The 26861-nt window shown below is 71.2% G+C and carries 26 protein-coding genes; 14 read left to right on the top strand and 12 right to left on the bottom strand.

The genetic code is table 11. The annotated features are described in order from the left end of the window. The first annotated feature begins 53 nt into the window (after positions 1 to 53). Together ACIGDI_RS18185 and ACIGDI_RS18180 are read left to right on the top strand one after the other, a co-directional pair. Entirely contained in the window at positions 54 to 1727 is a 1674-nt protein-coding gene (locus tag ACIGDI_RS18185; RefSeq protein WP_399897399.1) for an AMP-binding protein, read from the top strand. Beyond that, positions 1724 to 3313, top strand: coding sequence for an AMP-binding protein (locus tag ACIGDI_RS18180; RefSeq protein WP_399897396.1), 1590 nt, complete (start codon positions 1724 to 1726; stop codon positions 3311 to 3313). The genes ACIGDI_RS18185 and ACIGDI_RS18180 overlap by 4 nt, the downstream gene beginning before the upstream one ends. Positions 3314 to 3547: 234 nt before the next feature. Here ACIGDI_RS18180 and ACIGDI_RS18175 read toward each other — a convergent pair whose 3' ends face one another. Beyond that, a complete protein-coding gene (locus ACIGDI_RS18175; RefSeq protein WP_399897393.1) occupies positions 3548 to 4249 on the bottom strand; it encodes a hypothetical protein in 702 nt (233 codons plus the stop codon). A 167-nt stretch (positions 4250 to 4416) separates the two neighbouring features. Here ACIGDI_RS18175 and gcl point away from each other — a divergent pair, with 167 nt between their 5' ends. Further along, complete coding sequence (gcl, locus tag ACIGDI_RS18170; protein ID WP_399897390.1) at positions 4417 to 6201, top strand: glyoxylate carboligase; 1785 nt, start codon at positions 4417 to 4419, stop codon at positions 6199 to 6201. Between the two features lie 276 nt (positions 6202 to 6477). Here the strand turns inward: gcl and ACIGDI_RS18165 are convergent, their stop codons facing one another. From ACIGDI_RS18165 to ACIGDI_RS18150, 4 genes are all read right to left on the bottom strand, one after another. Next, complete coding sequence (locus ACIGDI_RS18165) at positions 6478 to 6708, bottom strand: hypothetical protein (RefSeq protein WP_399897387.1); 231 nt, start codon at positions 6706 to 6708, stop codon at positions 6478 to 6480. 384 nt (positions 6709 to 7092) lie between these two features. After that, positions 7093 to 8550, bottom strand: coding sequence for a catalase (locus ACIGDI_RS18160; RefSeq protein ID WP_399897384.1), 1458 nt, complete (start codon positions 8548 to 8550; stop codon positions 7093 to 7095). A gap of 174 nt (positions 8551 to 8724) precedes the next feature. Next, complete coding sequence (locus ACIGDI_RS18155; RefSeq protein WP_399897381.1) at positions 8725 to 9618, bottom strand: 2-hydroxy-3-oxopropionate reductase; 894 nt, start codon at positions 9616 to 9618, stop codon at positions 8725 to 8727. 25 nt (positions 9619 to 9643) lie between these two features. Continuing rightward, positions 9644 to 10465 (bottom strand): TIM barrel protein, encoded by an 822-nt coding sequence (locus ACIGDI_RS18150; protein WP_399897378.1) that lies wholly within the window; start codon positions 10463 to 10465, stop codon positions 9644 to 9646. Between the two features lie 109 nt (positions 10466 to 10574). Between ACIGDI_RS18150 and polX the strand changes: the two genes are divergently transcribed. From polX to ACIGDI_RS18105, 9 genes are all read left to right on the top strand, one after another. Next, positions 10575 to 12299: a DNA polymerase/3'-5' exonuclease PolX gene (polX, locus tag ACIGDI_RS18145; RefSeq protein ID WP_399897375.1), complete on the top strand. Its 1725-nt coding sequence runs from the start codon at positions 10575 to 10577 to the stop codon at positions 12297 to 12299. Between the two features lie 46 nt (positions 12300 to 12345). Further along, a complete protein-coding gene (locus ACIGDI_RS18140) occupies positions 12346 to 12597 on the top strand; it encodes a hypothetical protein (protein WP_399897371.1) in 252 nt (83 codons plus the stop codon). Then, positions 12594 to 12962: a helix-turn-helix domain-containing protein gene (locus ACIGDI_RS18135; RefSeq protein WP_399897368.1), complete on the top strand. Its 369-nt coding sequence runs from the start codon at positions 12594 to 12596 to the stop codon at positions 12960 to 12962. The genes ACIGDI_RS18140 and ACIGDI_RS18135 overlap by 4 nt, the downstream gene beginning before the upstream one ends. A gap of 201 nt (positions 12963 to 13163) precedes the next feature. Next, the gene (gene uraD / locus ACIGDI_RS18130; protein WP_399897365.1) at positions 13164 to 13676 is read left to right on the top strand and encodes a 2-oxo-4-hydroxy-4-carboxy-5-ureidoimidazoline decarboxylase; all 513 of its coding nucleotides are present in this window, start codon (positions 13164 to 13166) and stop codon (positions 13674 to 13676) included. A 3-nt stretch (positions 13677 to 13679) separates the two neighbouring features. Beyond that, a complete protein-coding gene (gene uraH, locus ACIGDI_RS18125) occupies positions 13680 to 14075 on the top strand; it encodes a hydroxyisourate hydrolase (protein WP_399897362.1) in 396 nt (131 codons plus the stop codon). Between the two features lie 4 nt (positions 14076 to 14079). Beyond that, positions 14080 to 15027 carry a factor-independent urate hydroxylase gene (gene pucL / locus ACIGDI_RS18120; RefSeq protein WP_399897358.1) on the top strand — a complete coding sequence of 316 codons (948 nt, stop codon included), beginning with the start codon at positions 14080 to 14082 and terminating at the stop codon, positions 15025 to 15027. 110 nt (positions 15028 to 15137) lie between these two features. Further along, entirely contained in the window at positions 15138 to 16514 is a 1377-nt protein-coding gene (locus ACIGDI_RS18115; protein ID WP_399897355.1) for an 8-oxoguanine deaminase, read from the top strand. 236 nt (positions 16515 to 16750) lie between these two features. Then, positions 16751 to 18124 carry a nucleobase:cation symporter-2 family protein gene (locus ACIGDI_RS18110; protein WP_399897352.1) on the top strand — a complete coding sequence of 458 codons (1374 nt, stop codon included), beginning with the start codon at positions 16751 to 16753 and terminating at the stop codon, positions 18122 to 18124. Beyond that, on the top strand, positions 18117 to 18737 hold the full coding sequence (locus tag ACIGDI_RS18105; protein WP_399897349.1) for a TMEM175 family protein: 621 nt from the start codon (positions 18117 to 18119) through the stop codon (positions 18735 to 18737). The genes ACIGDI_RS18110 and ACIGDI_RS18105 overlap by 8 nt, the downstream gene beginning before the upstream one ends. Here the strand turns inward: ACIGDI_RS18105 and ACIGDI_RS18100 are convergent. After that, complete coding sequence (locus ACIGDI_RS18100) at positions 18691 to 19305, bottom strand: exonuclease (protein WP_399897346.1); 615 nt, start codon at positions 19303 to 19305, stop codon at positions 18691 to 18693. The two genes, ACIGDI_RS18105 and ACIGDI_RS18100, sit on opposite strands and share 47 nt — an antisense overlap. Positions 19306 to 19399: 94 nt before the next feature. On the opposite strand from ACIGDI_RS18100, the gene ACIGDI_RS18095 reads away from it, so the two are divergent. Continuing rightward, the gene (locus tag ACIGDI_RS18095) at positions 19400 to 19951 is read left to right on the top strand and encodes a GNAT family N-acetyltransferase (protein ID WP_399897343.1); all 552 of its coding nucleotides are present in this window, start codon (positions 19400 to 19402) and stop codon (positions 19949 to 19951) included. A gap of 46 nt (positions 19952 to 19997) precedes the next feature. Here the strand turns inward: ACIGDI_RS18095 and ACIGDI_RS18090 are convergent, their stop codons facing one another. The 3 genes from ACIGDI_RS18090 to ACIGDI_RS18080 form a co-directional block, all read right to left on the bottom strand. After that, positions 19998 to 20420, bottom strand: coding sequence for an acyl-CoA thioesterase (locus ACIGDI_RS18090; RefSeq protein WP_399897340.1), 423 nt, complete (start codon positions 20418 to 20420; stop codon positions 19998 to 20000). Positions 20421 to 20484: 64 nt separating this feature from the next. Beyond that, positions 20485 to 21117, bottom strand: coding sequence for a hypothetical protein (locus tag ACIGDI_RS18085; RefSeq protein ID WP_399897337.1), 633 nt, complete (start codon positions 21115 to 21117; stop codon positions 20485 to 20487). 103 nt (positions 21118 to 21220) lie between these two features. After that, positions 21221 to 22429 carry a pyridoxal phosphate-dependent aminotransferase gene (locus ACIGDI_RS18080; protein WP_399897334.1) on the bottom strand — a complete coding sequence of 403 codons (1209 nt, stop codon included), beginning with the start codon at positions 22427 to 22429 and terminating at the stop codon, positions 21221 to 21223. An 81-nt stretch (positions 22430 to 22510) separates the two neighbouring features. Between ACIGDI_RS18080 and ACIGDI_RS18075 the strand changes: the two genes are divergently transcribed. Further along, complete coding sequence (locus ACIGDI_RS18075; protein ID WP_399897331.1) at positions 22511 to 23137, top strand: winged helix-turn-helix transcriptional regulator; 627 nt, start codon at positions 22511 to 22513, stop codon at positions 23135 to 23137. A gap of 60 nt (positions 23138 to 23197) precedes the next feature. On the opposite strand, the gene ACIGDI_RS18070 is transcribed toward ACIGDI_RS18075, so the two are convergent. From ACIGDI_RS18070 to ACIGDI_RS18060, 3 genes are read right to left on the bottom strand one after another with little or no spacing between them, the layout of a single operon-like run. Continuing rightward, on the bottom strand, positions 23198 to 24007 hold the full coding sequence (locus ACIGDI_RS18070) for a hypothetical protein (protein ID WP_399897328.1): 810 nt from the start codon (positions 24005 to 24007) through the stop codon (positions 23198 to 23200). Next, complete coding sequence (locus tag ACIGDI_RS18065) at positions 24007 to 25272, bottom strand: VWA domain-containing protein (RefSeq protein ID WP_399897325.1); 1266 nt, start codon at positions 25270 to 25272, stop codon at positions 24007 to 24009. Before ACIGDI_RS18065 ends, ACIGDI_RS18070 begins: the two co-directional genes overlap by 1 nt. A 45-nt stretch (positions 25273 to 25317) precedes the next feature. Continuing rightward, complete coding sequence (locus ACIGDI_RS18060) at positions 25318 to 26817, bottom strand: IucA/IucC family protein (RefSeq protein WP_399897322.1); 1500 nt, start codon at positions 26815 to 26817, stop codon at positions 25318 to 25320. Positions 26818 to 26861: the final 44 nt, after the last annotated feature.

Here is a 26861-nt window from a genome sequence, read left to right as displayed (position 1 = left end):
TACACGATGGCAGAGAGCCGCCCGGCAATGGTCCGGTATCGAGGAGGAGCGAGATGACGACCGCGACGGAGGCCTTTCGCAGCGCGCGGGACTTCCTGCTGGAACACCGCGAGGACTACGCGAAGGCGTACGAGGGCTTCGACTGGCCCCGGCCCGAGCGCTTCAACTGGGCGCTCGACTGGTTCGACGTCATCGCCGAGGGCAACGACCGGACCGCGCTGCACATCGTCGAGGAGGACGGCACCGAGGTGCGCGTCTCCTTCGCGGAGATGTCCGCCCGCTCGGACCGCGTCGCGAACTGGCTGCGCGACCGGGGCGTCCAGCCCGAGGACCGGATCCTGGTCATGCTCGGCAACCAGGCCGAACTGTGGGAGACGGCGCTGGCGGCGATGAAGCTGCGGGCCGTCGTCATCCCGGCCACCCCGCTGCTCGGCCCCGCCGACCTGCGCGACCGCGTCGACCGGGGCCGCGTCAAGCACGTGATCGTCCGGGCCGAGGACACCGCCAAGTTCGACGACGTGGGCGGCGCCTACACCCGTATCTCCGTCGGCGGCCTGCCCGAGGAGGGCTGGGAGCCGTACGAGGACGCGTACGCGGCCCCCGCCGAGTTCCTGCCGGACGGGCCCACCCTCGCCGACGACCCGCTGATGCTGTACTTCACCTCCGGCACCACCGCCCGCCCCAAGCTGGTCGAGCACACCCACACCTCGTACCCGATCGGCCACCTGGCGACCATGTACTGGATCGGCCTCAAGCCCGGCGACGTGCACCTGAACATCTCCTCGCCCGGCTGGGCCAAGCACGCCTGGTCCAACCTCTTCGCTCCCTGGAACGCCGAGGCGACCGTCTTCATCCACAACTACACGCGCTTCGACGCGGCCCGGCTGATGGCCGAGATGGACCGCGCGGGCGTGACCACCTTCTGCGCCCCGCCGACCGTCTGGCGGATGCTCATCCAGGCCGACCTCACCCAGCTGCGTGGCCGGCCGCGCGAGGTCGTGGCCGCGGGCGAGCCGCTCAACCCCGAGGTCATCGAGCAGGTCCGGCGCGCCTGGGGCGTCACCATCCGGGACGGCTTCGGGCAGACCGAGACGGCCGTGCAGGTCTCCAACAGCCCGGGGCAGAAGCTCAAGACCGGCTCCATGGGCCGGCCGAGCCCCGGCTACAAGGTCGAGCTGCTGGACCCGGTGACCGGCGCCCCCGGCGCCACCGAGGGCGAGATCTGCCTCGACCTGTCGGCCCGGCCCGTCGGCCTGATGACCGGCTACCACGGCGACCCCGACCGTACGGCGGAGGCGATGGCGGGCGGCTACTACCGCACCGGCGACATCGGCTCCCGGGACGGGGACGGCTACATCACCTACGTCGGCCGCGCCGACGACGTCTTCAAGGCCTCCGACTACAAGATCAGCCCCTTCGAGCTGGAGAGCGCCCTGCTGGAGCACGAGGCGGTGGCCGAGGCGGCCGTCGTGCCCGCCCCGGACGAGGTGCGCCTTGCCGTGCCCAAGGCGTACGTCGTGCTCGCCGAGGGCTGGCAGCCCGGACCCGACACCGCGAAGGTGCTATTCGAGCACTCCCGCGAGGTCCTGGCGCCGTACAAGCGCATCCGCCGCCTGGAGTTCGCGCCGCTGCCCAAGACCGTCTCCGGCAAGATCCGCCGCATCGAGCTGCGCGAGGCCACCGCCGCCGGCTCGACGGCCGAGTACCGCGAGGAGGACTTCCGATGACGCAACCGTCGTACAGCCACGGCACCAGCACCACCACGCTGCTCGGCGACACCATCGGCGCCAACCTCGACCAGGCCGTCGCCGCCTGGCCGGACCGCGAGGCACTCGTCGACGTGCCCTCCGGGCGGCGCTGGACCTACGCGCAGTTCGCCGCGGACGTCGACCGGCTGGCGCAGGCGCTGCTCGCGAGCGGCGTCGCCAAGGGCGACCGGGTCGGGATCTGGGCGGTCAACTGCCCGGAGTGGGTGCTGGTCCAGTACGCCACCGCCCGCATCGGCGCGATCATGGTGAACATCAACCCGGCCTACCGCACCCACGAGGTGGAGTACGTCCTCAAGCAGGCCGGCATCTCCCTGCTCTTCGCCTCCCTCAGCCACAAGAGCAGCGACTACCGGGCGATGGTCGGCGAAGTGCGCGGCCGCTGCCCGGAGTTGCGGGAGGCCGTGTTCATCGGCGACCCGGGCTGGGACGCGCTGCTCGCCCGCGCGACCCCGGCGCCGTATCCGGAGCTGTCCTGCGACGAGCCGATCAACATCCAGTACACCTCGGGCACCACGGGCTTCCCCAAGGGGGCCACCCTCTCCCACCACAACATCCTCAACAACGGTTACTTCGTGGGGGAGATGATCTCCTACAGCGAGCAGGACCGGGTGTGCATCCCCGTGCCCTTCTACCACTGCTTCGGCATGGTCATGGGCAACCTCGCCGCCACCTCGCACGGCGCCTGCATGGTGATCCCGGCCCCCTCCTTCGACCCCAAGGCGACGCTGGAGGCCGTCCAGCGCGAGCGCTGCACCTCGCTGTACGGCGTACCGACCATGTTCATCGCGGAGTTGAACCTTCCCGACTTCGCCTCCTACGACCTCTCCTCGCTGCGCACCGGGATCATGGCGGGCTCGCCCTGCCCGGTGGAGGTGATGAAGCGGGTGGTCACGGAGATGAACATGGCCGAGGTGTCGATCTGCTACGGCATGACGGAGACCTCGCCCGTCTCCACCCAGACCCGGCGCGAGGACGACCTGGAACACCGCACGGGCACCGTCGGCCGCGTCCTTCCGCACCTGGAGGTCAAGGTCGTCGACCCGGCCACCGGGATCACGCGGCCGCGGGGCAGCGCGGGCGAGCTGTGCACCCGCGGCTACAGCGTGATGCTCGGCTACTGGAACGAGCCCGAGAAGACCGCCGAGGCCGTCGACCCGGGCCGCTGGATGCACACCGGTGACCTGGCGGTGATGCGCGAGGACGGCTACGTCGAGATCGTCGGCCGCATCAAGGACATGATCATCCGGGGCGGCGAGAACATCTACCCGCGCGAGATCGAGGAGTTCCTCTACGGCCACCCCAGGATCCAGGACGTCCAGGTCGTCGGCATCCCGCACGAGAAGTACGGCGAGGAGGTCCTGGCCTGCGTCATCCCGAAGGACGCGGCCGACCCGCTCACCCTGGAGGAACTGCGCGCCTTCTGCGAGGGCCGCCTGGCGCACTACAAGATCCCCAGCAGGCTCCAGATCCTCGAGTCCTTCCCCATGACGGTCTCGGGCAAGGTCCGCAAGATCGAACTCAGGCAGACATACGCCGGGAACTGAAGCGCCCCGAAAGGGGCTATACGCCGGGCACTGCAGCGCCCCGACAGGGGCGCGGGGAACTGCGCGACCAGCCCCCACCGCCCCGCAGTTCCCCACCGGCCGTGGCGGTTTCTCCGCCCCCCGGCGGAGCGTCGAGGCGCGGGACTGCAGCGCCCTGAAAGGGGCGCGGGGAACTGCGCGACCAGCCCCCACCGCCCCGCAGATCCCCACCGGCCGTAGCTGTTTCACCGGCCCCTAGCGGAGCGTCCCCCCGTCGAGTTCGTCCGCCAGGCTGTTGACCGGCTGCGCGGTGCCGGTGAGGTCGAGGACGAACAGGGGGACGCCCAGGTCGTCGGCGCGGGCGCGGGCGTCGCCCGCGTACCCGGCGAGGGAGAAGTAGACGCAGCCCGCCGACTCCGTCATGGCCGTCAGCCACAGGCACTCCACGTCCCGCAGCGAGGCAGGCCGCACGGTCGGGTCGACCTGGGCCAGCAGCCCGCGGGCGGCGAGGCCGACGCCCGACGGCGGCCGCTGGTCGGCGCGGCGGATGTCCCGGTAGCCGAGCCGGCGAAGGTACAGCGCGGCCGCCGTCACCGCGTCGCGCGCCGTGCGGATCGCGACGGGCGGGAAGCGGGGCCGCTGCTGCCGCGGGCCCGCCGCCCCGGGCGCCTCCGTGACGCCGGCTGCCGCCGCGCTCCCACCCGTCACCGGAACCCGCAGCACGGTCCCGCACGGGCAGCCCAGTTCCGGGTACGGCCACTCGTCCCGGCGGCCGCAGGCGGTGCACCGCAGGCTCATCCAGTCCTCCGCGCGCACGTCATGGGTGACGGCCGTCGCCGTCCCGTGCCGGTCCAGTGCCGGGCTGACGGACGCCCCGCACGCGCACGGGAACGACGGGGCCGTGTAGAGGTGCTCGCGCCGGCAGGCCGGGCAGCACACCGAGATGCTCTCGGTCATGCCTCACATCGTCCTCCCGCGCACCCCCGCTTGTCCGTCCCTTGACTGCCTTCCCGCACCCACTTACATTGCTTCCAGATAGTAGAAGTTAGTTTCCACTATGCGGAAGTACTCACCGCGGGGCGCGACGGGAGTGCTCATTCCGACAGCCGAGGCAGGAGTACTCGATGGCACGTATGACCGCTGCCCGCGCGGCAGTTGAGATCCTCAGGCGCGAGGGCGTCACCGACGCGTTCGGGGTGCCGGGCGCGGCGATCAACCCCTTCTACGCGGCGCTCAAGGCCTCCGGCGGCATCCACCACACCCTCGCCCGCCATGTCGAGGGCGCCTCGCACATGGCCGAGGGGTACACCAGGACCCACCCCGGCAACATCGGTGTCTGCATCGGCACTTCGGGCCCCGCCGGCACCGACATGATCACCGGCCTGTACTCGGCCATCGGGGACTCCGTCCCGATCCTGTGCATCACGGGCCAGGCCCCCACCGCCGTGATCCACAAGGAGGACTTCCAGGCCGTCGACATCGCCTCCATCGCCAAGCCGGTCACCAAGATGGCGGTGACCGTCCTGGAGGCCGCGCAGGTCCCCGGCGTCTTCCAGCAGGCCTTCCACCTGATGCGCTCCGGCCGCCCCGGCCCGGTCCTGATCGACCTGCCGATCGACGTCCAGCTGACGGAGATCGAGTTCGACCCGGAGACGTACGAACCGCTCCCGGTCTACCGCCCGGTCGCGTCCCGCGCCCAGATCGAGAAGGCCATCGGGCTGCTGAACGCCTCCGAGCGCCCGCTGATCGTCGCAGGCGGCGGTGTCATCAACGCGGACGCCTGCGAACTGCTCGTGGAGTTCGCCGAGTTGACGGGCGTTCCGGTCGTCCCGACGCTGATGGGCTGGGGCGTCCTGCCCGACGACCACGAGCTGAACGCCGGCATGGTGGGCCTGCAGACCTCCCACCGCTACGGCAACGCGACGTTCCTGGAGTCCGACTTCGTCCTCGGCATCGGCAACCGCTGGGCCAACCGCCACACCGGCAGACTGGACGTCTACACGGCCGGCCGGAAGTTCGTCCACGTCGACGTCGAGCCCACCCAGATCGGCAAGATCTTCGCCCCGGACTACGGCATCGCCTCCGACGCGAAGGCCGCGCTGGAGCTCTTCGTCGAGGTGGCACGGGAGTTGAAGGCGGAAGGCCGCCTCCCCGACCGCTCGGCGTGGGCCGCCTCGGCGCAGGAGAAGAAGGCGACGCTCCAGCGCCGTACGCACTTCGACGACATCCCGATCAAGCCGCAGCGCGTCTACGAGGAGATGAACAAGGCCTTCGGACCGGAGACCCGGTACGTCTCCACGATCGGCCTCTCGCAGATCGCCGGCGCCCAGATGCTGCACGTCTACCGGCCCCGCCACTGGATCAACTGCGGCCAGGCGGGCCCCCTCGGCTGGACGATCCCGGCCGCGCTGGGCGTCGCCAAGGCCGACCCCGAGGCGCAGGTCGTCGCGCTCTCCGGCGACTACGACTTCCAGTTCATGGTCGAGGAGCTGGCCGTCGGCGCGCAGCACCGCATCCCGTACGTCCATGTCCTGGTCAACAACTCCTACCTGGGCCTGATCCGCCAGGCGCAGCGGGCGTTCGACATCGACTTCCAGGTGAATCTGGAGTTCGAGAACGTCAACTCGCCCGAGCTGGGCGTCTACGGCGTCGACCACGTCAAGGTCGCCGAGGGTCTGGGCTGCAAGGCGATCCGGGTGACCGACCCGGCCGAACTGGGCGCGGCCTTCGAGCAGGCGAAGAAGCTCGCGCAGGAGTACCGGGTCCCGGTCGTCGTCGAGGCCATCCTGGAGCGCGTCACCAACATCTCCATGTCGACGACCAACGACATCGGCAACGTCGTGGAGTTCGAGGAGATCGCGACCGAGCCGGGCCACGCCCCGACCTCGATCAGGACGCTGAAGGTCTGAGCCCCGGGGGCTCGTGCGACCGACGGCCGAAGGGCGGTCCAGCCGACTGGCTGGACCGCCCTCTCGCGTGCCCGGCTCCCCCGAACCGTCCCCCGTTTCCCCCGTACCGGTGCCCGCCGCCCCCGTGCCGGCGGGCCCCGTGTGACGAGAATGTGCCCAAGGGCGGGGGCAGTTGAAGCCCCTTGAACCGTGTTCAGAGCTGAATTTGAGGTTTGCGTAGACGTCCTACGTCCCGGCGCGTACGCGCGTGGCGTCCCTCGCGTCCCTCGTGCCTCCCTAATCGTGCTCCGACAGCCCCGGCCAGTCGTCCGGCCCGCCGCCCTGCCACTCGATGAGTTCGCTGTCCTCGACGTCGGTGACGTAGAGGTCGGCCAGCCGCAGGATCTCGCCCACGTCGTCCGCGTGCGTGGCGATGCCCAGCGTCTCGTCGCCCTCGGTGACCCGCCGGGACCCGTCGAGGGCCGGCGGATGCACCACCACATGTGGATGTTCCCTCTGGTGTGCCATGCCTTCAGCCTCCTGCGCGCCGGCCGGACGCGCACCCCGTGGACACCCGCGGGCGGCTGCGGGCGCCCGCGGACGCCGAAGAGCGCCGGATGCGGGACGGTCCGCATCCGGCGCTCTTGAGGGTGTTGGTGCCGTCCGACGGCGCGAGGCTGGGCGCGACAGGACGTTCGCGCCGGACGGGGTCCGTGGTCGTGCTGGTGAGACGGCAGGGACCGCGGCGGCGGCGACGGCACCGGGCGCTCCTCCCCTCAGGTCGAAGGAGGAGGGCCCGGACCTTCACCACCGCACTGGCTCGCACGCCGCCGCGGTCTCCGGCCTGCCCGCGTACGTCCGGCCGGCCACCCCTCATCCGGGCCGGTCCGGCCGTCGCGGGCCGTCTGTGACTCAGTCCTCGCGCAGGGCGTGGACCGCCTCCTCCACGCGCTTGCCGTACTCGGGGTCGGCGGCGTGGAAGTGGGCCAGGTTCTTCTCGATCACGTCGTCGCGGGAGACCTTCGAGAGGCTGCCGGCGATGTTCGCGACCAGACGGGACTTCTCGTCCTCCGACATCAGCCGGTACAGCTCGCCCGCCTGGAAGAAGTCGTCGTCCTTGGTGTGCCGCGCGGCCTCGTGGGTGCCGGTCCAGCCGGTCACCGCGAGCGGGGCCGAGAGCGGGCGGCCGGTCTCGACCGGACCGCCGTAGGAGTTCGGCTCGTAGTTCTTGGCGTACCTGCCCTGGGAGTTGGACGCCATCAGGCCGTCGCGGCCGTAGTTGTTCGCCACCGTTGCCCGCGGGGCGTTCACGGCGAGCTGGGTGTGGTTGACGCCCAGGCGGTAGCGATGGGCGTCCGCGTAGGCGAACAGGCGGCCCTGGAGCATCTTGTCGGGCGAGGGGCCGATGCCCGGGACGAAGTTGTTCGGGGAGAACGCGGCCTGCTCGACCTCGGCGAAGACGTTGTCCGGGTTGCGGTCGAGGACCAGCCGGCCCACGCGCCGCAGCGGGTGGTCGGCGTGCGGCCACACCTTGGTCAGGTCGAAGGGGTTGAAGCGGTAGTCGGCCGCCTCGGCCGCCGGCATGAGCTGCACGTACAGCGTCCAGGACGGGTGGACGCCCCGCTCGATGGCCTGCAGCAGGTCCGTCTGGTGAGAGTTGGGGTCCCTGCCCGCGAGCTCGGCAGCCTGCCCGGCGCTCAGGCAGCGGATGCCCTGGTTGGTCTTGAAGTGGTACTTGACGAAGAAGGCCTCGCCCTGGGCGTTCGTCCACTGGTAGGTGTGCGAGCCGTAGCCGTTCATGTGGCGGTACGACGCCGGGATGCCGCGGTCGCCCATCAGCCACGTCACCTGGTGCGTGGCCTCGGGGGAGTGCGCCCAGAAGTCCCAGACGTTGTCCGGCTCCTGACGGCCCGTGAAGGGGTCGCGCTTCTGCGAGTGGATGAAGTCGGGGAACTTCACCGGGTCCTTGATGAAGAACACCGGGGTGTTGTTGCCGACGAGGTCGTAATTGCCCTCCTCGGTGTAGAACTTGACGGCGAAGCCGCGCGGGTCGCGGACCGCGTCCGCGCCGCCCAGCGAGTCGGCCACGGTGGAGAAGCGCAGGAAGACCTCGGTGCGCCGGCCCACCGTGCTCAGGAAGTCGGCGCGGGTGAAGTCGGTGACGTCGTCGGTCACCTCGAAGTAGCCGTAGGCGCCGGAGCCCCGGGCGTGCACCACCCGCTCCGGGATGCGCTCGCGGTTGAAGCGCGCCAGCTTCTCCAGCAGGTGCTGGTCCTGCAGGAGGAGCGGGCCGCCGATGCCCGCGGAGGCGGAGTTCTGGTTGTCGGCGACCGGGGCGCCGGACTCGGTGGTGAGCACGCGCTTCGACATCTGGACCTTCCATGCGGTGGCAGCGGAAGTTGATTTCCGCTTCGTGGAGCCTAGGAGTGGACGACTGGAGCGTCAACAGTTTGTTGAAGTGGTTTCCGGGCGGCGCCCCCGCCTGGGCGCGACAGGACAGATGTCGGCGGCGGCGCCGCCCGGAAGCTTCGGTGACGCCCCGGGTCAGACCTGGGCGCCGGAGAGCCGCTCGACGGCCCGCAGCAGCGCCGAGTGGTCCAGGCCGCCGTCGCCCTGCGCGCGCAGGCTGGCGACGAGCTGGGCGACCACGGCGCCGACGGGCAGGGCGGCGCCGACGTTGCGGGCGGCGTCGGTGACGATGCCCATGTCCTTGTGGTGCAGGTCGATGCGGAAGCCGGGCCTGAAGTCGCGCTGCAGGAAGTTGTCCTTCTTGCGCGTCAGCACGGTCGAGCCCGCGAGGCCGCCGTTGAGCACGTCCAGCGCGGCCGTCAGGTCCACGCCGGACTTCTCCAGGAAGACGACGGCCTCGGCGCACGCCTGGATGTTCACGGCGACGATCAGCTGGTTGGCCGCCTTCACGGTCTGGCCCGAGCCGTGCGGACCGCACAGCACGATCGTCCTGCCCAGCGCCTCGAAGATCGGCTTCGCCTGGTCGAAGTCGGCCTGCTCCCCGCCGACCATGATGGACAGCACGGCCTCGACGGCGCCGGCCTCGCCGCCCGACACGGGCGCGTCCAGCACGCGGACGCCCTTGTCCGCGGCGGCCTTCGCGAGGTCCACGGAGGTCTGCGGGGTGATGGACGACATGTCGATCAGCAGCGCGCCGGAGCGGGCGTTCTCCAGGATGCCGTCGGGGCCGTAGGAGATGGCCTCGACCTGCGGCGACGCGGGAACCATCGTGATGATCACGTCGGCGTCGCGGACGGCCTCGGCGATCGAGCCGGCGGCGGTGCCGCCGGCCGCGGCCAGCCGGTTCAGCTTGTCCTGCTCCAGGGTGAAGCCGGTGACGTCGTAACCCGCCTTGATCAGGTTCTCGGACATGGGGGAGCCCATGATGCCGAGGCCTATCCAGGCGATCTTGGGAAGCGTGTTGCTCATTCGGAATTGCCTTTCGGTGCGGGGGTCAGCGGGGCAGCCAGTCGAAGGCCTCGGCGCTCGGGCGGTCGCCCGGCTTGTACTCGAGGCCGATCCAGCCGTCGTAACCCGCCTTCTTCAGCCGGTCGAGGAGGTCTTCGAGGGGCAGTGAGCCCGTGCCCGGGGCGCCGCGGCCCGGGTTGTCGGCGATCTGCACATGGCCGGTCTTCGCGGCGTACCGCTCGATCACCGCCGGCAGGTCCTCGCCGTTCATGGACAGGTGGTAGAGGTCCATGAGGAACTTCGCGTTGCCGAGCCCCGTCGCCGCGTTGACCTTGTCGACGACGTCGATCGCGGCGGGGGCGCTCACCAGCGGATACAGCGGCGATTCCGGCTTGTTGAGGGTCTCGATCAGCAGGATCGCGCCGATCCGGTCGGCCGCGCGGGCCGCCAGCACCAGGTTCCGGAGGGCGAGCGCGTCCTGCTCGGCCGGGTCGACGCCCTCGACGCGGTTGCCGTACAGCGCGTTGAGCGCCCGGCAGCCCAGCGAGGCGGCGAAGGCGGCGGCCACGTCGATGTTGGCGCGGAACCGCTCCGACTCCTCGCCCGGGACCGACAGGGCGCCGCGGTCGGGCCCCGGCAGCTGTCCGGCGTAGAAGTTCAGGCCCGTGAGCTGGACGCCCGCGTCCTCGATCGCCCCCTTCAGGGCGTCGAGCTCGGACTGCTCGGGGGTGGGGGAGTCGACCCAGGGCCACCACAGCTCGACCGCCGAGAAGCCGGCCGCGGCGGCGGCCGCGGGGCGCTCCAGGAGCGGGAGTTCCGTGAAGAGGATCGACAGGTTGACGTTGAAGCGCTGCTCTGCGAATCCCATGCGGGTCGGCGCTCCCTTCCGTGTCGAGTGGTTCCGTATTGCGGAAGTTCGTTTCTGCTTAACGGAAGACTGCCTGTGGCGGGGGAGGGCTGTCAAGTACTCTGGGGGTGTGGCCCGGTCCAACGACGAGGTCGCCGCGCTGCTCCAGGAGTACGCCGACCTGATCTCGATCACCGGCGGAGACGCGTTCAGGGCGCGCGTCTACGAGAAGGCCGCGCGGGCGGTCGGCGGCCACCACGCGGACGTCGCCACCCTCGACCTCAAGGGCCTGCAGCAGATCCCGAACGTCGGGAAGTCCATCGCCCAGAAGGTCCGCGAGTACTTCGACCACGGCAGCGTCACGGCCGTGGAGGAACTGCGGGCGAAGATCCCCGCCGGGGTCCGCCGGCTGACCGCCATCCCCACCCTCGGCCCGAAGAAGGCCATGGCCGTCTACGAGGAGCTGGGGATCTCCTCGGTCGACGAACTGGCCGACGCCATCCACCGGGAGCGGCTGCGCGATCTCAAGGGCTTCGGGCCGAAGACCGAGCAGAACATCCTCCACGGCATCGAGCTCCTGCGGTCCGCCGGCGGGCGCGTCCGGCTCGACGTCGCCACAAGCCTCGCCGACGACATCGTCGCCGCGCTGTCCGCCGTGGACGGCTGCCTGCGCTGCGCGTACGCCGGATCGCTGCGCCGGTGCCGGGAGACCATCGGCGACATCGACGTCCTCGTGGCCGCGCTCCGGCCACTGCCGCTCATGCGGGCGTTCACCGCGCTGCCGTACGTCACCGAGGTCATCGGCACGGGCGAGAAGAAGACCTCCGTGCGCACCGCGATGGGGCTCGACGTCGACCTGCGCGTCGTGCCGCCGGACTCCTGGGGCGCCGCCCTGCAGTACTTCACCGGCTCCAAGGCCCACAACATCCGCACCCGCGAGCGGGCCGTGCACCAAGGGCTCAAGCTCTCCGAGTACGGGCTGTTCGACGCCGAGACCGGCGAGAGGATCGTCTCCGAGACCGAGGACGCGGTGTACGCCCGGCTCGGCCTGCCGTGGATCCCGCCGACCCTGCGCGAGGACCGCGGCGAGATCGAGGCAGGGCTCCGGGACGAGCTGCCCGACCTCGTCACCGAGGCCGACCTCCGCGGCGACCTGCACAGCCACACCGACCTCACCGACGGCCTCGCCCCGCTGGAGGAGATGGTCGAGGCGGCCGCCGCGCGCGGCTACGCCTACTACGCGATCACCGACCACGGCCCCGACATGGCCATGCAGCGCATGACCGACCAGCGGATGCTCGCCCAGCGCGAGCGGGTGCGCGCGCTGGACCGCGCCCACGGCGGGATGCGGCTGCTGCACGGCGCCGAGCTGAACATCGGGGCGGACGGCGAGGTGGACTGGCCCGCGGACTTCCTCGCCGGCTTCGACCTGTGCGTGGCCTCGGTCCACTCGCACTTCAACCAGGACCCGGACGCCCTGACCCGGCGGCTCGTGCGGGCCTGCGAGAACCCGTACGTCGACATCATCGGCCACCCCACCACCCGCCTCATCGGCAGACGGCCCGGCATCGACGCCGATCTCGACGCGGTCTTCGCCGCCTGCGCCCGCACCGCTACGGCCCTGGAGATCAACGCCCACCCGGACCGCCTCGACCTGCGCGACGAGGACATCCTGCGGGCCAGGCGGTACGGGGTGAAGTTCGCCGTGAACAGCGACGCCCACGCCGTGCCGCACCTGGCCAACATGCGCTACGGCATCGGCACCGCCCAGCGCGGCTGGCTCACCGCCGACGACGTGATCAACACCTGGCCGGAGCGCCGGCTGCGGGGCTTTCTGCGCGGGGGGCGGCGGTGACCGGGAGGGCTGCCCGAAAGGCCGTGCGGCGCGTTAGGTTGAGCGCGTGCGATTGAAAGTGGAGTTCACGACCGAGCCCTTCGACCTCGACGAGGCCCCCGCGCACGCTGTCGTCGCCCGCGAGGTCGTCGAGGCCGCCGAGCTGGACGCGGTGGACGTCGGCCCCTTCGGCAACACGGCGGAAGGCGGCGCCGACGCGGTACTGACGGCCGTGGACGCCCTGCTGCGCAGGACCCTCGAGGCCGGCGCCACCCGCGTCACCCTGCAGCTCAACGTGATCGGGGAGGGCGGGGCGTGACCGGCACCGGCGACGAACCGTTCATCACGGCCGTGAAACCGCTGGTCGACGCCATGGGCGGGGAGATGCTGCCGCCCGACGAGGCCGGCCCCGACGACGTCGTCCTCTCCTGGGAGGGCGCCGACGCGGTCGCCGTACGCCTGCCCCAGCTCGCGGACTCCCTCGACCACATCCTGGCCGCCATGGAGCGCAAGCAGGGCAAGCCCCTGGCCGACCTGGACCGCAAGGCCAAGCAGGAGGTCGTACGGATACTGGAGGCGCGCGGCGCCTTCTCCGTGCGGCACGGCGTGGAGACCGTGGCGAGTGCGCTCGGCGTCAGCCGGTTCACGGTCTACAACTACCTCAACCGCGACAAGCAGGGCTGAGTACCGCCCGGGGCTCGGCTGCGGCACGACTCCGGGCTCGGCCCGGCACCGCCCCGGGCCCACCCTCGGTTGGGCCCGGGCCCGTTTCACGGGTTTGTCACGCCGAATTTTCAACAAAGTGTTGACGGCTTGTCGCCGCAAGGCGTTAGCTGTTCCGCAGCCCGTTCAGCACGAAGGCCCTTCGCGGCCACGGAGGCTCCCGTGACTTCGACTTCCACGCCCCCGGGCCTGGCCCGGTTCAACGCACTTCAGGAGCCCGCGGCCCACGCCGCCCTCCACGAGGTGTGTGCCTCCACCGCCTGGGCGAAGCGGGTGCTGGCCGCCCGCCCCTACGCCACCACCGACGACCTGTACGCCGCCAGCGACGCCGCCATGGCCGAGCTGACCACCGCCGACCTGGAAGAGGCCATGGCGGGCCACCCGCCCATCGGCCGCCCCAAGCCGGGCGACCCGGCCTCCGCCCGGGAACAGCGCGGCATGGCCGGCGCCTCCGAGGAGCTCAGGGCGCAGATGCTCGAACTGAACCTGGCCTACCAGGACAGGTTCGGCCACGTCTTCCTGATCTGCGCCACCGGCCGCACCGCCGAGCAGATGCGTGACGCGGTCGCCGAGCGGCTCGGCAACTCGCCCGAGCGGGAGCGGGAGATCGTCCGTACCGAGCTCGGCAAGATCAACCGCATCCGACTGGCACGACTCGTCGAAGAGGACGCCTGACCCATGAGCACCAGCACCACCGCTTCCGTGTCCACCCACATCCTGGACACCAGCGTCGGCCGCCCCGCCGAGGCGGTCGCCGTCCGGCTCTCCGCCCGCAGCGGGCGCGAGGCGGACTGGCGGGCCCTCGGCGGCTCGGCGACCGACGCGGACGGGCGGTGCAAGGACCTGCCGGCGCTGCCGGAGGGGACCACCCACGTACGGCTCGACTTCGCCGTGGAGCCGTACTTCGAGAAGAAGCAAGCCGATGCGCAGCAGGACGCCCCCGCGAATCGGGACAGCGGACCCGGTGTGTTCTTCCCGGAGGTGGCGATCACGTTCGCCGTCGTGCCGGGCGAGCACTACCACGTACCGCTGCTGCTCAACCCGTTCGGCTACTCCGTTTACCGAGGGAGCTAGCTAAATGACCGTCAATTCCCGCCCTGCCCACCCGGTGATGCTGGGACAGAACCAGTACGGCAAGGCCGAGAACCGAGTCGTGAAGATCACGCGGGACGGCGCCACCCACCACATCAAGGACCTCAACGTCTCCGTCGCCCTCTCCGGCGACATGGACGAGGTCCACTACTCCGGCTCCAACGCCAACGTCCTGCCGACCGACACCACCAAGAACACGGTGTTCGCGTTCGCCAAGGAGCACGGCATCGAGTCGGCCGAGCAGTTCGGCATCCACCTCGCCCGGCACTTCGTGACCTCGCAACAGCCCATCCACCGGGCCCGCATCCGCATCGAGGAGTACGCCTGGGAGCGGATCGCGGCCTCCGACGCCAACTCGCAGTTCATCGGCGCGGACGAGGTCAAGCACTCGTTCGTCAGGAAGGGTCAGGAGACGCGGCTGACGCAGATCACCTACGACGGCTCGTCGTGGGAGGTCATATCGGGGCTGAAGGACCTGACGGTGATGAACTCGACCAACTCCGAGTTCTGGGGCTACGTCAAGGACAAGTACACGACGCTCCAGGAGGCCTACGACCGCATCCTGGCCACCTCGGTCTCGGCGCGCTGGCGGTTCAACTGGACCGACGACGAGCAGAAGGCGCCCAACTGGGAGAAGTCCTACGAGCAGACCAGGAAGCACATGCTCCAGGCCTTCGCCGAGACCTATTCCCTGTCACTGCAGCAGACGCTGTACCAGATGGGCTCGCGGATCATCAACAACCGCAGCGAGATAGACGAGGTCCGCTTCTCGCTGCCGAACAAGCACCACTTCCTCGTCGACCTGGAGCCCTTCGGGCTGAAGAACGACAACGAGGTCTACTTCGCCGCCGACCGGCCCTACGGCCTGATCGAGGCGACGATCCTCCGGGACGGCTGCGAGCCGAAGATCCCGGTGGACCTCACCAACCTGTAAGAACTGCACAACGCGGCACCCGCGGCCGGTGAGGTACTCGAACCGGCCGCGGCACTCAAATCACCCGGGGTCCTGCCGTGCCCTCTCCACCGAAGCGCAAAGGACGAATCATGGCAGCAGACCGGCGCATTGTCATCGAGAACTGTGCGATCGCGACCGTCGACGCGAACGACACCGAGTACGCGCACGGGCACGTCGTCATCGCCGGCAACCGCATCGAGACGCTCGGCGCGGGCAGGGCCCCCGAGGGCCTGGAGAACGTCGAACGCCGAATCGACGCCTCCGGCCATCTCGTCACCCCCGGACTGGTCAACACCCACCACCACTTCTACCAGTGGATCACCCGGGGCCTGGCCACCGACCACAACCTCTTCGACTGGCTCGTCGCCCTGTACCCGACGTGGGCGCGCATCGACGAGCAGATGTGTTACGCGGCGGCCCAGGGCTCCCTCGCGATGATGGCCCGCGGCGGCGTCACCACCGCCATGGACCACCACTACGTCTTCCCCAAGGACTCCGGCGACCTGTCCGGCGCCATCATCCGCGCCGCCCGCGAGACGGGCGTCCGCTTCACCCTCGCCCGCGGCTCCATGGACCGCAGCGAGAAGGACGGCGGCCTGCCCCCGGACTTCGCCGTCGAGACCCTCGAAGGCGCCCTCGCCGCCACCGAGGCGACCGTCAAGGAACACCACGACGCCTCCTTCGACGCGATGACCCAGGTGGCCGTGGCCCCCTGCTCGCCCTTCTCCGTCTCCACCGAACTCCTGCGTGAGGGAGCCCGGTTGGCCCGCCGCCTCGGCGTGCGCCTGCACACCCACGGCTCGGAGACCGTCGAGGAGGAGAAGTTCTGCCACGAACTGTTCGGCATGGGCCCGACCGACTACTTCGAGTCCACCGGCTGGCTCGGCGAGGACGTGTGGATGGCGCACTGCGTCCACATGAACGACTCCGACATCGCCGCCTTCGCCCGTACGAAGACCGGTGTCGCCCACTGCCCCTCGTCGAACGCCCGCCTGGCCGCCGGCATCGCCCGCGTCCCTGACATGCTGGCGGCCGGCGTCCCGGTCGGCCTCGGCGTCGACGGCACGGCCTCCAACGAGTCCGGCGAACTGCACACCGAACTGCGCAACGCCCTGCTCATCAACCGCCTCGGCGCCCACCGCGAGGCCGCGCTCAACGCCCGGCAGGCCCTTCGCCTCGGCACCTACGGCGGCGCCCAAGTGCTGGGCCGCGCAACGGAGATCGGCTCACTGGAACCCGGCAAGCTGGCCGACCTGGTGCTGTGGCGGATGGACACCCTCGCCCACGCCTCCATCGCCGACCCGGTCACCGCCCTGGTCTTCGGCGCGGCGGCCCCGGTGACCGCCTCCTTCGTCAACGGCCGTCAGATCGTGGAGCACAACCGCCTGCTGCACGTCGACGAGGACGCGATCGCCCGCTCCACCCGCGAGCAGGCCCAGCGTCTGGCGCGGATCGCCGCGCAGTAACTCCGCTTCACCGCACGGCACTTGATCTCCGGCCGGGAGGGACGGCTCCCGGCCGGTAGCCGTGGACCCCAGTGGTCCCTGGCGGCCGGCTCCGGGGCGCGCGTGGACGCGTGCGCCCCGGAACGGTCACCGTTCCCCCTGCCCGGAACGGCCGTCCCGGTCCCGCACGACCGCGAGCACCACCTCCCTGAAACCCACGTCAGAGCCGACGTGTTACCCGCCCGGAGGAGCCGCCCGTGTCCGCCCACCCCGTCGACGAGAAACTCCCCGCCCTGAAAATGGCGACCACCGGTCTGCAGCACGTGGCCGCCATGTACGCGGGAGTCGTCGCCCCGCCCCTGATCGTCGGCGCGGCCATGGGCCTCTCCGCCACCGACCTCACCTTCCTCACCGGCGCCTGCCTCTTCACCGCCGGCCTCGCCACCTTCCTGCAGACGCTGGGGGTGTGGAAGATCGGGGCCCGGCTGCCCTTCGTGAACGGCGTCACCTTCGCCGGGGTGGCCCCGATGACGGCGGTCGTCGCCTCCACCAAGGACAAGACCGACGCCCTGCCCGTCATCTTCGGCGCGGTGATCGTCGCCGGCCTCCTCGGGTTCGTCGCCGCCCCCTTCTTCAGCAAGGCGGTCCGCTTCTTCCCGCCCGTCGTCACCGGCACGGTCATCACGCTGATAGGGGTGTCCCTGCTGCCGGTCGCCTTCGGCTGGGCGCAGGGACCCAACCCCGGTGCGCGGGACTACGGTTCGGCGAAGTACCTGACCCTGGCCGCCGCGACGCTCCTGCTCGTGCTGCTCCTGCGCCGCTTCACCCGGGGCTTCGTCAAGCAGATCGCCGTCCTGCTCGGCATGGTCGCAGGCACACTGGTCGCGATCCCCTTCGGCGTCACGGACTTCGGCCCGGTGGCGGACGCGGACGTGATCGGCTTCCCGACGCCGTTCCACTTCGGCGTACCGCAGTTCCACCTCGCCGCGATCCTGTCGCTGTGCGTGGTGATGGTGGTCTCGATGACCGAGTCGACCGCCGACATGCTGGCGCTCGGCGAGATCGTCGAACGCCCCGCCGACGAGCGGACGATCGCCGCCGGCCTGCGGGCCGACACCCTCGGCTCGGCCCTCAGTCCCCTGTTCAACGGCTTCATGTGCAGCGCCTTCGCCCAGAACATCGGCCTGGTCGCCATGACCCGCATCCGCAGCCGCTACGTCGTCGCCACCGGCGGAGGCTTCCTGGTCCTGATGGGGCTGTGCCCGATGGCCGCCTCGCTGATCGCCGTCGTACCGCGCCCGGTGCTCGGCGGCGCGGGCGTGGTCCTCTTCGGGTCGGTCGCGGCCAGCGGCATCCAGACCCTGGTCAAGGCGGGCCTGGACAAGGACAACAACGTCCTGATCGTGGCCGTCTCGCTCGCCGTCGGCATCATCCCGATCACCGCGCCGGAGTTCTACCACGCCTTCCCCGAGACGGCGCGGATCGTGCTGGACTCGGGCATCTCGACGGGCTGTGTGGCCGCGGTGGTGCTGAACCTGGTCTTCAACCACCTCGGCAACGGCCGTGACGCACAGGAGGTGACACACCCGATGGAGGCACCCGCGATGGTGCACGCTGTCTCCCATGAATGAGTCCGGCCGCGTCGAGGCCTTCAGCGACGGCGTCTTCGCCATCGCCATCACCCTGCTCATCCTGGAGATCAAGGTTCCGGAGGTCGGCGAGGACGGCCGGCTGTGGCACGCCCTCGGCGCGCAGTGGCCGTCCTACGCCGCCTACGTGGTGAGCTTCCTGGTGATCGGCATCATGTGGATCAACCACCATCAGCTGTTCGGATACGTCACCCGCGTCGACCGCACGCTGATGTTCCTGAACCTGCTCCTGCTGATGGTGGTGGCCGCAGTGCCGTGGCCGACCGCGATGCTCGCGCGGTACCTGCGCGAGGACGCGCCCTCGCACGTCGCCGCGGCCGTCTACAGCCTGGTCATGGTGGCGATGGCGCTCACCTTCCAGGCCCTGTGGTGGCATCTGACCCGCACCGGCCATCTCTTCGACGACCGCGTCGACGTCGCGGCGGCCCGCGCCACCCGGGCCCGCTTCGCCCTCGGCTCCCTCGGCTACCCGATCACGGTGGGCCTGGCCTTCGTCTCGGCACCGCTCACCCTGGCCGCGCACGGCCTGCTCGCCGTGTACTACGCCTTCAACCAGCTTCCGGTGCCGACCCGGCCGGACCCGGCCAGGTCATGAGGTTGGCCAGCAACTCGGCCTGCTCGACGGCGTCGTCCAGGGCGTGGTGCGTGTGCCGCCGGCGGGAGAGCAGATGCCGGGGCATCGTTCCCTTGGCGACCGCCCGCAGCGGCAGCCCGGCCTTCGTCGCGTACAGCGTCTTCATGTCCAGGCACCCCGAGTGCCCGAAGGGACTCGCACCGGTGAACCGGATCAGGTACCAGTACAGGAACGTCCAGTCGTACGGGGCCGGGTAGCCGCACATCACGGGCTGCGCCCCGGCGCAGACCTCCCGCACCCAGTGACCGAACTCGGCGAGTGCCACGGCCGGTTCGGCTCCCTCGGTCTTCAGCAGCTCCCGGTCCAGCCCGCTGACGGCGAGCGCCTCCGGCACGAACTCCTCGCTGATGGGCCGCAGTTCGCGGTAGAAGGTCAGCTCCTCGGGGTCGGCGGCGATGAAGCCGTCGGCATCCTGCGTCCCGGCGACGGCGGCCCCGAGGCTCAGCATCGAGTACGGCCCCGGGATCGGGCCGTCGGCCTCGATGTCGACGGAGATGTAACGACTGGGTTTGACGCGACGTGCGGACATGACCGCGGATCATCGCAGCTGAGCGCGGCCGGCCGCATCCGATTTCGGCCCCGGGGCCGCCTTGGCCCCGAGTGGGCCGTCGTAGGCTCCCCGCATGGAGAGGATCACCGCACGGCTGACGGCGCCCGCCACCCCCTCGGCTCCGCCGCTGGTGCTGCGCCCCTGGGAACCGGCCGACGCCCCCGCGCTGCTCGCGCTGCGCGGTGACGACGCCCTGCGGCGCTGGACGAGCCTCACCGTCGAGGACGAGAGCGGGGCGGCGAGCTGGGTGCGGGAGCAGCGGCGCGGCTGGGAGACCGGCGAGCGTTTCGCCTTCGCCGTCGCGGAAGAGGGCGAGCCGGTCGGCCACGTGGTCCTCAAAGGCCCTGCCCCCGGCGCCCCTTCGGCGGAGGTCGGCTACTGGACCGCCGCCCGCGCCCGCGCCCGCGGCCGCGCGATCGCGCCGCGGGCCCTGGAGGCGCTGACGGAGTGGGCCTTCGCCGTGTTCGCCGACGACGGACTCGCCCGCATCGAACTCATCCACCAGACCGACAACGAGGCGTCCTGCGCGGTCGCGAGGAAGTGCCGCTACGAGCTCACCGGGCTGCTGCCCGCCGCACCGCCCGCCTTCCCCCGGGACGGGCACGTGCACGTGCGGGAGCGGTAGGCATAGGGCCTGTCGTTCGGACAGGCTCGGCGTCGCGGGCCCCGGCTCAGAGGCCGAACAGCTCCGGCCGGTTCGTCAGCGCCCGGAAGTATCCCCGCGGGTCGGCGACCAGCCTGCGCTCGTTGAGGTCCAGCAGGCCGCCGACCGACCGCAGTTCGGCGGAGACCGTGCCGTCCGTCCTGGTGATGGTCTGCGCGACCTGGAACGTCTTGCCCTCGCCCCACTCGAAGCCGCACGACACCGAGACCTCGTCGCCGGCACGCAGCTCGCGCCGGTAGTCGATCGTGGTCCGCAGGACCACCGGCCCGACGCCCTTGGCGAGCAGCTCGGCGGGGCCCACTCCGGCGGCCTGGAGTATGGACCAACGGGCGTGTTCCGCGTACTGCAGGTACACGCTCTGGTTGAGGTGGCCCAGTGCGTCTGTCTCGTATCCGCGGACGGTCACCGGGACGGAAAACGGCTCGCTCACTGCGTTCCCTTCGCGTACTGACTCTCGTGCCGGGTGTGACGATCACCTGATCTTGGCATGTTCATCACGTCCGGCGCGGGGAGGCCAGTAGATACCGTCTTCCTGTGCGCGGCTCCGCGTACTCGCCCACCTGCCAGCCCGCCCGCTCCAGCGTCGCCGCGCACGCCCGCCGGGCCTCCTCCGCCGGCTCGTACACGGCGACCGCCTCCGGCTGCGGTGTCGCGCGCACCCGGTAGCCCTCCGGGCCCGCCCCGGCCGGACGGTGCCCGGCCGCCTCCAGGGCCAGCGCGGCCGCCTGCACCAGATGCGTGCGCTCCCAGTCGCAGGGCCGGTCCGTGGCGCCGTCCCGGTTGGTCATCCGGCGCAGCTCCAGCAGCCCCTGCCAGGCGCTGTGCACCTCGCGGACCCGGGCCGGACCGGTCGGCGGCGCGTCCTCCTCGCCCCCGACCCGCGCTGCGAACCCGCCGCCGGCACCCGCGGCCGCCCGGGACTCCGCCGGGGCCGGGGCCTCCTCGGCGTCGCGTATCCGGTGCCCGGCCGGAGTCAGGAAGTGGTCGTGCGGCGGCCGCGGGTGCCGGAACGCGAGCCCCCGCTTCACCAGCGCCGCCAGCTGCGCCTCGGTACCTCTCAACCGCCCGGTGACGGGATCGGCGGCGTCGATGACACGCCGCTGCGCGGCGGTCGGCAGTCGTGTCACGGCGTACCCCTCCCGGCCTCGGACCCCTGTTCCCACCTGCTTCGAAGGCTACGACGAGGGTCTGACAACCGGCGCGCGCAGGGGCGGCGGCAGGGTGGTGCCGCTACTGCCGATACCCGCTGAGGAACCGCCCGATCCGGCCGATCGCCGCCTCCAGGTCGTCGGCGTGGGGCAGGGTGAGGATGCGGAAGTGGTCGGGGGCGGGCCAGTTGAAGCCCGTGCCCTGCACCACCTGGATCTTCTCCCGGAGCAGCAGGTCCAGGACGAACTTCTCGTCGTCGTGGATCCTGTGCACCTTGGGGTCGATGCGCGGGAACGCGTACAGCGCGCCCTTCGGCTTCACGCAGGACACCCCGGGGATCTCGTTGAGCTTCTCCCAGGCCACGTTGCGCTGTTCGTACAGCCGGCCGCCCGGCGTGGTCAGTTCGCGGATGGACTGGCGGCCGCCGAGCGCGGCCTGGATGGCGTACTGGGCGGGCGCGTTGGCGCACAGGCGCATGGAGGCCAGCATGGTCAGGCCCTCCAGGTAGTTCTTCGCGTGCTGCTTCGGGCCGGTCACCACCAGCCAGCCCGAGCGGAAGCCGGCCACCCGGTAGGTCTTCGACAGCCCGCAGAAGGTGAGGACGACCAGGTCGGGGGCGAGGGCCGCGGCGGAGTGGTGGACGGCGTCGTCGTAGAGGATCTGGTCGTAGATCTCGTCCGCGAACACCATCAGGCCGTGCCGACGGGCGAGGTCGAGGATGCCCTCGACGACCTCCTTCGGGTAGACCGCGCCGGTGGGGTTGTTGGGGTTGATGATGACCACGGCCTTGGTGCGGTCCGTGATCTTCGACTCCATGTCGGCCAGGTCCGGGTTCCAGTCGGACTGCTCGTCGCAGAGGTAGTGCACCGCCTTGCCGCCGGCGAGCGTGGTGACCGCCGTCCACAGCGGGAAGTCCGGGGCGGGGATGAGGATCTCGTCCCCGTCCTCGACCAGCGCCTGCACGGCCATCGACACCAGTTCGGAGACGCCGTTGCCGAGGAACACGTCGTCGACGTCCACCTCCAGGCCGAGGGTCTGGTAGCGCTGGGCGACCGCCCGGCGGGCGGACAGGACGCCGCGTGAGTCGGTGTAGCCGTGTGCCTGGGGGAGCATCCGGATCATGTCCTGGAGGATCTCCTCCGGCGCCTCGAAGCCGAACACCGCGGGGTTGCCGGTGTTCAGACGCAGGACGCTGTGGCCCGCCTCCTCGAGCGCGTTGGCGTGCTCGATCACCGGGCCGCGGATCTCGTAACAGACCTCGCTGAGCTTGTTCGACTGCCGGAACTCCATGCGTCCCTCCGGTATCTGGTGTTGCTTGGTTTTACCAAGTGGGTGCTTGGAAAGTCCAATGACATGTCTAGACTGCGTCGCATGTCACGACGCCGAAGCTACGACCAGTACTGTTCCGCCGCCCGCGCGCTCGATGCCGTCGGCGACCGCTGGACCCTGCTGATCGTCCGGGAGCTGCTGGCCGGACCCCGCCGCTACACCGACCTGCACGCGGACCTGCCGGGCGTGAGCACGGATGTACTCGCCTCACGGCTGAAGGACATGGAGCGCGACGGGCTGACGACCAGGCGCCGGCTGCCGCCGCCCGGCGCCGCCTACGTCTACGAACTCACCCCGCGTGGAAGCGAGTTGCTGCCCGTGCTGCAGGCGCTCGGGGTGTGGGGGCAGCGGGAACTGGGGGAGCGGCGGCCCACGGACGCCCTGCGCGCCCACTGGTTCGCGCTTCCCCTGCTGCGGGCGCTGGAGGGCGAAGGGCTCGTCGAAGTCGGCCTGGAGGAGGGCGACTTCCACCTCTTCGTCGGCGCCGAGGAAGGTCCCGTGTACGGCGACGGTCGCGCTCCCGGCGAGCCCGACGCGCGGCTCGTCCTGGACGCCGGGACCTGTGCGGCCATCGCGCGCGGGGAGTTGAGCCTGTCCGAGGCGGTGCGGGACGGGCGCGTCACGGTCACCGGCGACGGCACGCTCGCCAAGTCCCTGCGGGACGCATGAGACGGGACGCATGAGAAGAGCCCGCCGTACGCGAAGTACGGCGGGCTCCTCGACGGACCGTCAGGCCCCGGACGGCACCCGCGAGGGCCGTCCCGAACCGCGGGTCAGCGCGTAGCCGCCGATCCCGGCGAGCGCGGCGAGCACCGCGCCGATCCCGGTCCACACCCAGCGGTCCGACCACCAGCCGGACGTCCAGCCGCCGTCGGGCTCGATGCTGGACAGCACCGCTGCCTTCGACGTGTCACCGTCCTCGGAGTCGGACTTGGACGACACCGCGATGCCCGGCACCAGCGGCTTCGCCAGTGAGCCGTCCACCGCCGCCGAGCCGCCGATGTCCTTGGAGCCGACCCGCACGGAGGCGTTCACCGGCTGGCCCAGGTCGGCCGTCGTCAGGTTGAGGGCCGTCAGCCGGATGTAGTAGGTGCCCGGCAGCGGGTCGTTGGCCCATGGTTCCGACCAGGCGCGGACCGTGCGCAGCACGCAGGCCAACTCGACGGTGGCCGAGCCCTGTTCGGCCGTGCGCGTCTGCGCACCGTACTGGCAGGACTGGCGGCGGCGCAGTCCGTCGTAGACGTCGACCTGCCAGGTCTGGGCCGCGTGCGTGGCCGGCAGCTTCACCGTCGCCTGGACCGTGGGCCGTTGTCCGGCGTCCGCGGGGAACGACCAGTACAGGTAGTCGCTCGTGGAGGCGCTCGCCGTGGCCCGCTGCCCCTGGTCGACCTCGGTCGCCGTACGGAACGACGTGCCCGCCGACGTCGGCGCCGAGTCGTCGCCCGAGGCGCTCGGGGAGGGCGAGGAGTCCGCGACGGCCGGGGTGACCGTCAGCCCGAACAGCAGCGCCGCCGCTCCCAGCATCCGTGTGATCCGCATCAGTTGGTCCTCCAGACCGCGACCCGCCAGCGTGACAGCCAGCCCCACAGCAGACCGGCGACGAAGCCGACCAGCACCAGCACACCCAGCAGCCACCAGCCGCGCCCGAGACCGAACGAGGCCACGTCGCTCGCCTTCGAGGGGCCGTCGACGACGTCCACCGTCAGCTCGAGAGGCATACCGGGCGTGGTCTTCACGCCCGAGGCCGGCGAGAAGGAGTTGGTCACCTGCAGGCACACCGTCTCGGCGGGAGCGTCGTCCGCGTCGCTCTCGGCCTTCGGGTAGCGCAGCCCCGTCGAGATCACGTCCGTACGGCCGTTGCCCGCCGACTCGCCCCGCACGATCTCCCGGCCGTGCACCGTGACCGCGCGCAGCAGCACACCGTAGGACGGGTTCACGGCCCGGTCCGCCGCCACGCTCACCGAGGCGCGCAGCTCCTTGCCCGGGTCGACGTCCACCTTGTACCAGCGCTGCTGCCCGAACTCCTCGCGGTCGGTGTACAGACCCGACTTCAGCGTCGGCGCGTCGGTGCACTGCGTGGCGCCCTCGGTCGCCACCGGCGTCACCACCGGGTCGGCGGCCCGGTCCACCAACTGATTCACCTTGTCGGTGAGTTCGTCGGTGTGCTCGACCGAGGTGTACGTGCCCCCGGTCGCCTCCGCGATACAGCTGAGCTGCTTGTTCAGCTTGGTGCTCGGGACCAGGCCGAGGGTGTCGATGGTCATGCCGATGCCCTTGGCCGCGATCTCGCGGGCCACCTCGCACGGGTCGAGCGGCGCGCAGGTGTCCTCGCCGTCGGTGATCAGCACGATCCGCTTGGAGCCGTCGCCGCCGGCGAGGTCGTCCGCGGCCTTCAGCAGCGCCGGGCCGATCGGCGTCCAGCCGGTCGGCGAGAGGGTCGCAACGGCCGTCTTGGCCTCGGTGCGGTCCAGCGTGCTGACCGGGTACAGCTGCGCGGTGTCCTTGCAGCCCGTCTGCCGGTCGTTGCCCGCGTAGTCGGCGCCGAGCGTGCGGATGCCGAGCTGGACGTCCTCGGGCGTGGCGTCGAGGACCTCGTTGAACGCCTGCTTCGCCGCGGCCATCCTCGTGCCGCCGTCGATGTCCCGGGTCCGCATGGAACCGCTGACGTCGAGGACGAGGTCGACCTTCGCGTTCGCCCCGCCGGTGGGTTCGCCGGCCTCCGCCGCGGCCGGGAAGGCGAGCCCGGCCGCCAAGGTGGCGAGCAGGGCGCACACTCCCGCCGCCAGCCGTTGTGTTCTGATCATCGGCGGATCCTATTGATCAGATGGGCCGTGATCCAAAACCACCGGTCAGCGCAGGGGGTTGGGCAGCAGTGTCCACTGGTCCCCGGGCGTCCCCGGTGACAACCTCATCAGCGTCAACGCCTTCGCCGGGATCGGCGCTTCGAGCAGGCTCACGGTGTCCGGCGTGCGCGGCAGATCCCGTACGGCCGTCTCAAGTGCCTCGCCCAGCGCGGCCGTCGACCCCGCCGTACCGGCGAGCGCGCCGGCGACCAGGGAGCCGAACAGCTTGCGCCGCAGGGTGGTCTCGTCGTCGGTGACGACCCGTCCGCTCAGCTCCGGGACCGGGACGCCGTGCCGGGCGAGCCGTGCCGGGCTGACGCGGATGTCGGCGAGATCGCGGTAGACCAGCCGCAGCGGGGCACCCGTGTCGGAGAGCACGACCAGCAGGTTCTGGCCGTGCGCCTCCAGGGCCACACCGAGCTCCAGCAGGCGCAGGCCGACGGTGAGGGCGAGGCGGGTGAACTCGGCGAGCCAGGACGGCGACGACGGCAGTGCGGTGGTGGCCAGCGCGGCCACCGGCACCACCCGCTCGCCCCTGTCCGTCGCCGCGTACGTCTGCGGCGACTCCCGCAGCACGGCCGCGAGATCGGGCGAGTCGGCAGTCGCCGCGCACAGCGTCCGGGTGACGTGCAACAGGCCGCCCGAACGCGCAGCCAGCGACTGCCCGAACGCCGACAAGGTCGCCGACAGGCCCACCGAGTAGACCGAGATGTCCCGCACCGAGGACGTCAGCCGGGCACTGAGCGCGGTCTTGACGTGCGGCCCGCCCGGTACGGCGAGCGTGCGCAGCGACATCAACGGGTGCGCGGCGGACCCGTCCTCGCAGCTCCGCTTGAGCACATGCGCCGCCTGCCACGGATGCACCGGCAGCAACAGCCGCCCCCCGTCCCGCAGTTCGTCCGGCCAGACCCCCGTCACCAGGCACTCCTCCGGGCGCACCGGTAGCGTCCCCAGCCGCACCACCGGCCGGTGCTCGGGCCCGTACGCCAGCTGCTCGGCGACCGAGAAGCCGGGCCGGGAACGGCAGTTGGGATGGTACGGATGCCCGTCCACCACCCGCTGCTCCCACTCCCAGTCGGTCGTCGGCCACGCGTCCGTGAGCGGCGCCCGATCGGCCCGTGACAGCGCCGTCGAGGCCACGCTGTGCCCCAGCTCGGCCGCGAAGCCGGTGCCGTGCGGCACGGTGAGGTCGGCCATCAGCCGCGCCGGATCGTCGTACGCCGTCCCGTCGAGCCGTACGACACCGACGTACGCGTCGGTCGCGTACGGGTCGGCGGCCGGGCCGTGCAGTCGGCGGCCGTCGCCGAGGCGCAGGGTGAGGCCCTCCCGGCCGGTCTCCCGCCCCGCGATCCAGGGCAGCGGCTCGTGCGCGAGCGCCCGCCACAGCCGGGTCAGCACGGCCGCCCGGGCACCGGGCAGCTCGGCCGCGTACCGTGGCAGCAGGCCGGGGCGTACGACGGCCAGCTCGTCGGCGACCTCGGTCTCCGCGGGACGGGGACGGTCCACGGGCGTGCTCCTCGGGTACGAATAGGGCGTCACGGACAGGTCGC

Source organism: Streptomyces sp. NPDC085900 (assembly GCF_044540925.1).
Lineage (GTDB): Bacteria > Actinomycetota > Actinomycetes > Streptomycetales > Streptomycetaceae > Streptomyces > Streptomyces gilvifuscus.
The sequence above is the reverse complement of the archived record's forward strand: the minus strand, read 5'-3'. Positions and strand labels throughout refer to the sequence as shown.

What these genes read in the sequence shown, in the direction of transcription:
- ACIGDI_RS18185 (WP_399897399.1), top strand. Translation starts at nt 54, where the DNA reads ATGACGACCGCGACGGAGGCCTTTCGCAGCGCGCGGGACTTCCTGCTG.
- ACIGDI_RS18180 (WP_399897396.1), top strand. Translation starts at nt 1,724, where the DNA reads ATGACGCAACCGTCGTACAGCCACGGCACCAGCACCACCACGCTGCTC.
- ACIGDI_RS18175 (WP_399897393.1), bottom strand. Translation starts at nt 4,249, where the DNA reads ATGACCGAGAGCATCTCGGTGTGCTGCCCGGCCTGCCGGCGCGAGCAC.
- gcl (WP_399897390.1), top strand. Translation starts at nt 4,417, where the DNA reads ATGGCACGTATGACCGCTGCCCGCGCGGCAGTTGAGATCCTCAGGCGC.
- ACIGDI_RS18165 (WP_399897387.1), bottom strand. Translation starts at nt 6,708, where the DNA reads ATGGCACACCAGAGGGAACATCCACATGTGGTGGTGCATCCGCCGGCC.
- ACIGDI_RS18160 (WP_399897384.1), bottom strand. Translation starts at nt 8,550, where the DNA reads ATGTCGAAGCGCGTGCTCACCACCGAGTCCGGCGCCCCGGTCGCCGAC.
- ACIGDI_RS18155 (WP_399897381.1), bottom strand. Translation starts at nt 9,618, where the DNA reads ATGAGCAACACGCTTCCCAAGATCGCCTGGATAGGCCTCGGCATCATG.
- ACIGDI_RS18150 (WP_399897378.1), bottom strand. Translation starts at nt 10,465, where the DNA reads ATGGGATTCGCAGAGCAGCGCTTCAACGTCAACCTGTCGATCCTCTTC.
- uraH (WP_399897362.1), top strand. Translation starts at nt 13,680, where the DNA reads ATGAGCACCAGCACCACCGCTTCCGTGTCCACCCACATCCTGGACACC.
- pucL (WP_399897358.1), top strand. Translation starts at nt 14,080, where the DNA reads ATGACCGTCAATTCCCGCCCTGCCCACCCGGTGATGCTGGGACAGAAC.
- ACIGDI_RS18115 (WP_399897355.1), top strand. Translation starts at nt 15,138, where the DNA reads ATGGCAGCAGACCGGCGCATTGTCATCGAGAACTGTGCGATCGCGACC.
- ACIGDI_RS18105 (WP_399897349.1), top strand. Translation starts at nt 18,117, where the DNA reads ATGAATGAGTCCGGCCGCGTCGAGGCCTTCAGCGACGGCGTCTTCGCC.
- ACIGDI_RS18100 (WP_399897346.1), bottom strand. Translation starts at nt 19,305, where the DNA reads ATGTCCGCACGTCGCGTCAAACCCAGTCGTTACATCTCCGTCGACATC.
- ACIGDI_RS18095 (WP_399897343.1), top strand. Translation starts at nt 19,400, where the DNA reads ATGGAGAGGATCACCGCACGGCTGACGGCGCCCGCCACCCCCTCGGCT.
- ACIGDI_RS18080 (WP_399897334.1), bottom strand. Translation starts at nt 22,429, where the DNA reads ATGGAGTTCCGGCAGTCGAACAAGCTCAGCGAGGTCTGTTACGAGATC.
- ACIGDI_RS18075 (WP_399897331.1), top strand. Translation starts at nt 22,511, where the DNA reads ATGTCACGACGCCGAAGCTACGACCAGTACTGTTCCGCCGCCCGCGCG.
- ACIGDI_RS18070 (WP_399897328.1), bottom strand. Translation starts at nt 24,007, where the DNA reads ATGCGGATCACACGGATGCTGGGAGCGGCGGCGCTGCTGTTCGGGCTG.
- ACIGDI_RS18065 (WP_399897325.1), bottom strand. Translation starts at nt 25,272, where the DNA reads ATGATCAGAACACAACGGCTGGCGGCGGGAGTGTGCGCCCTGCTCGCC.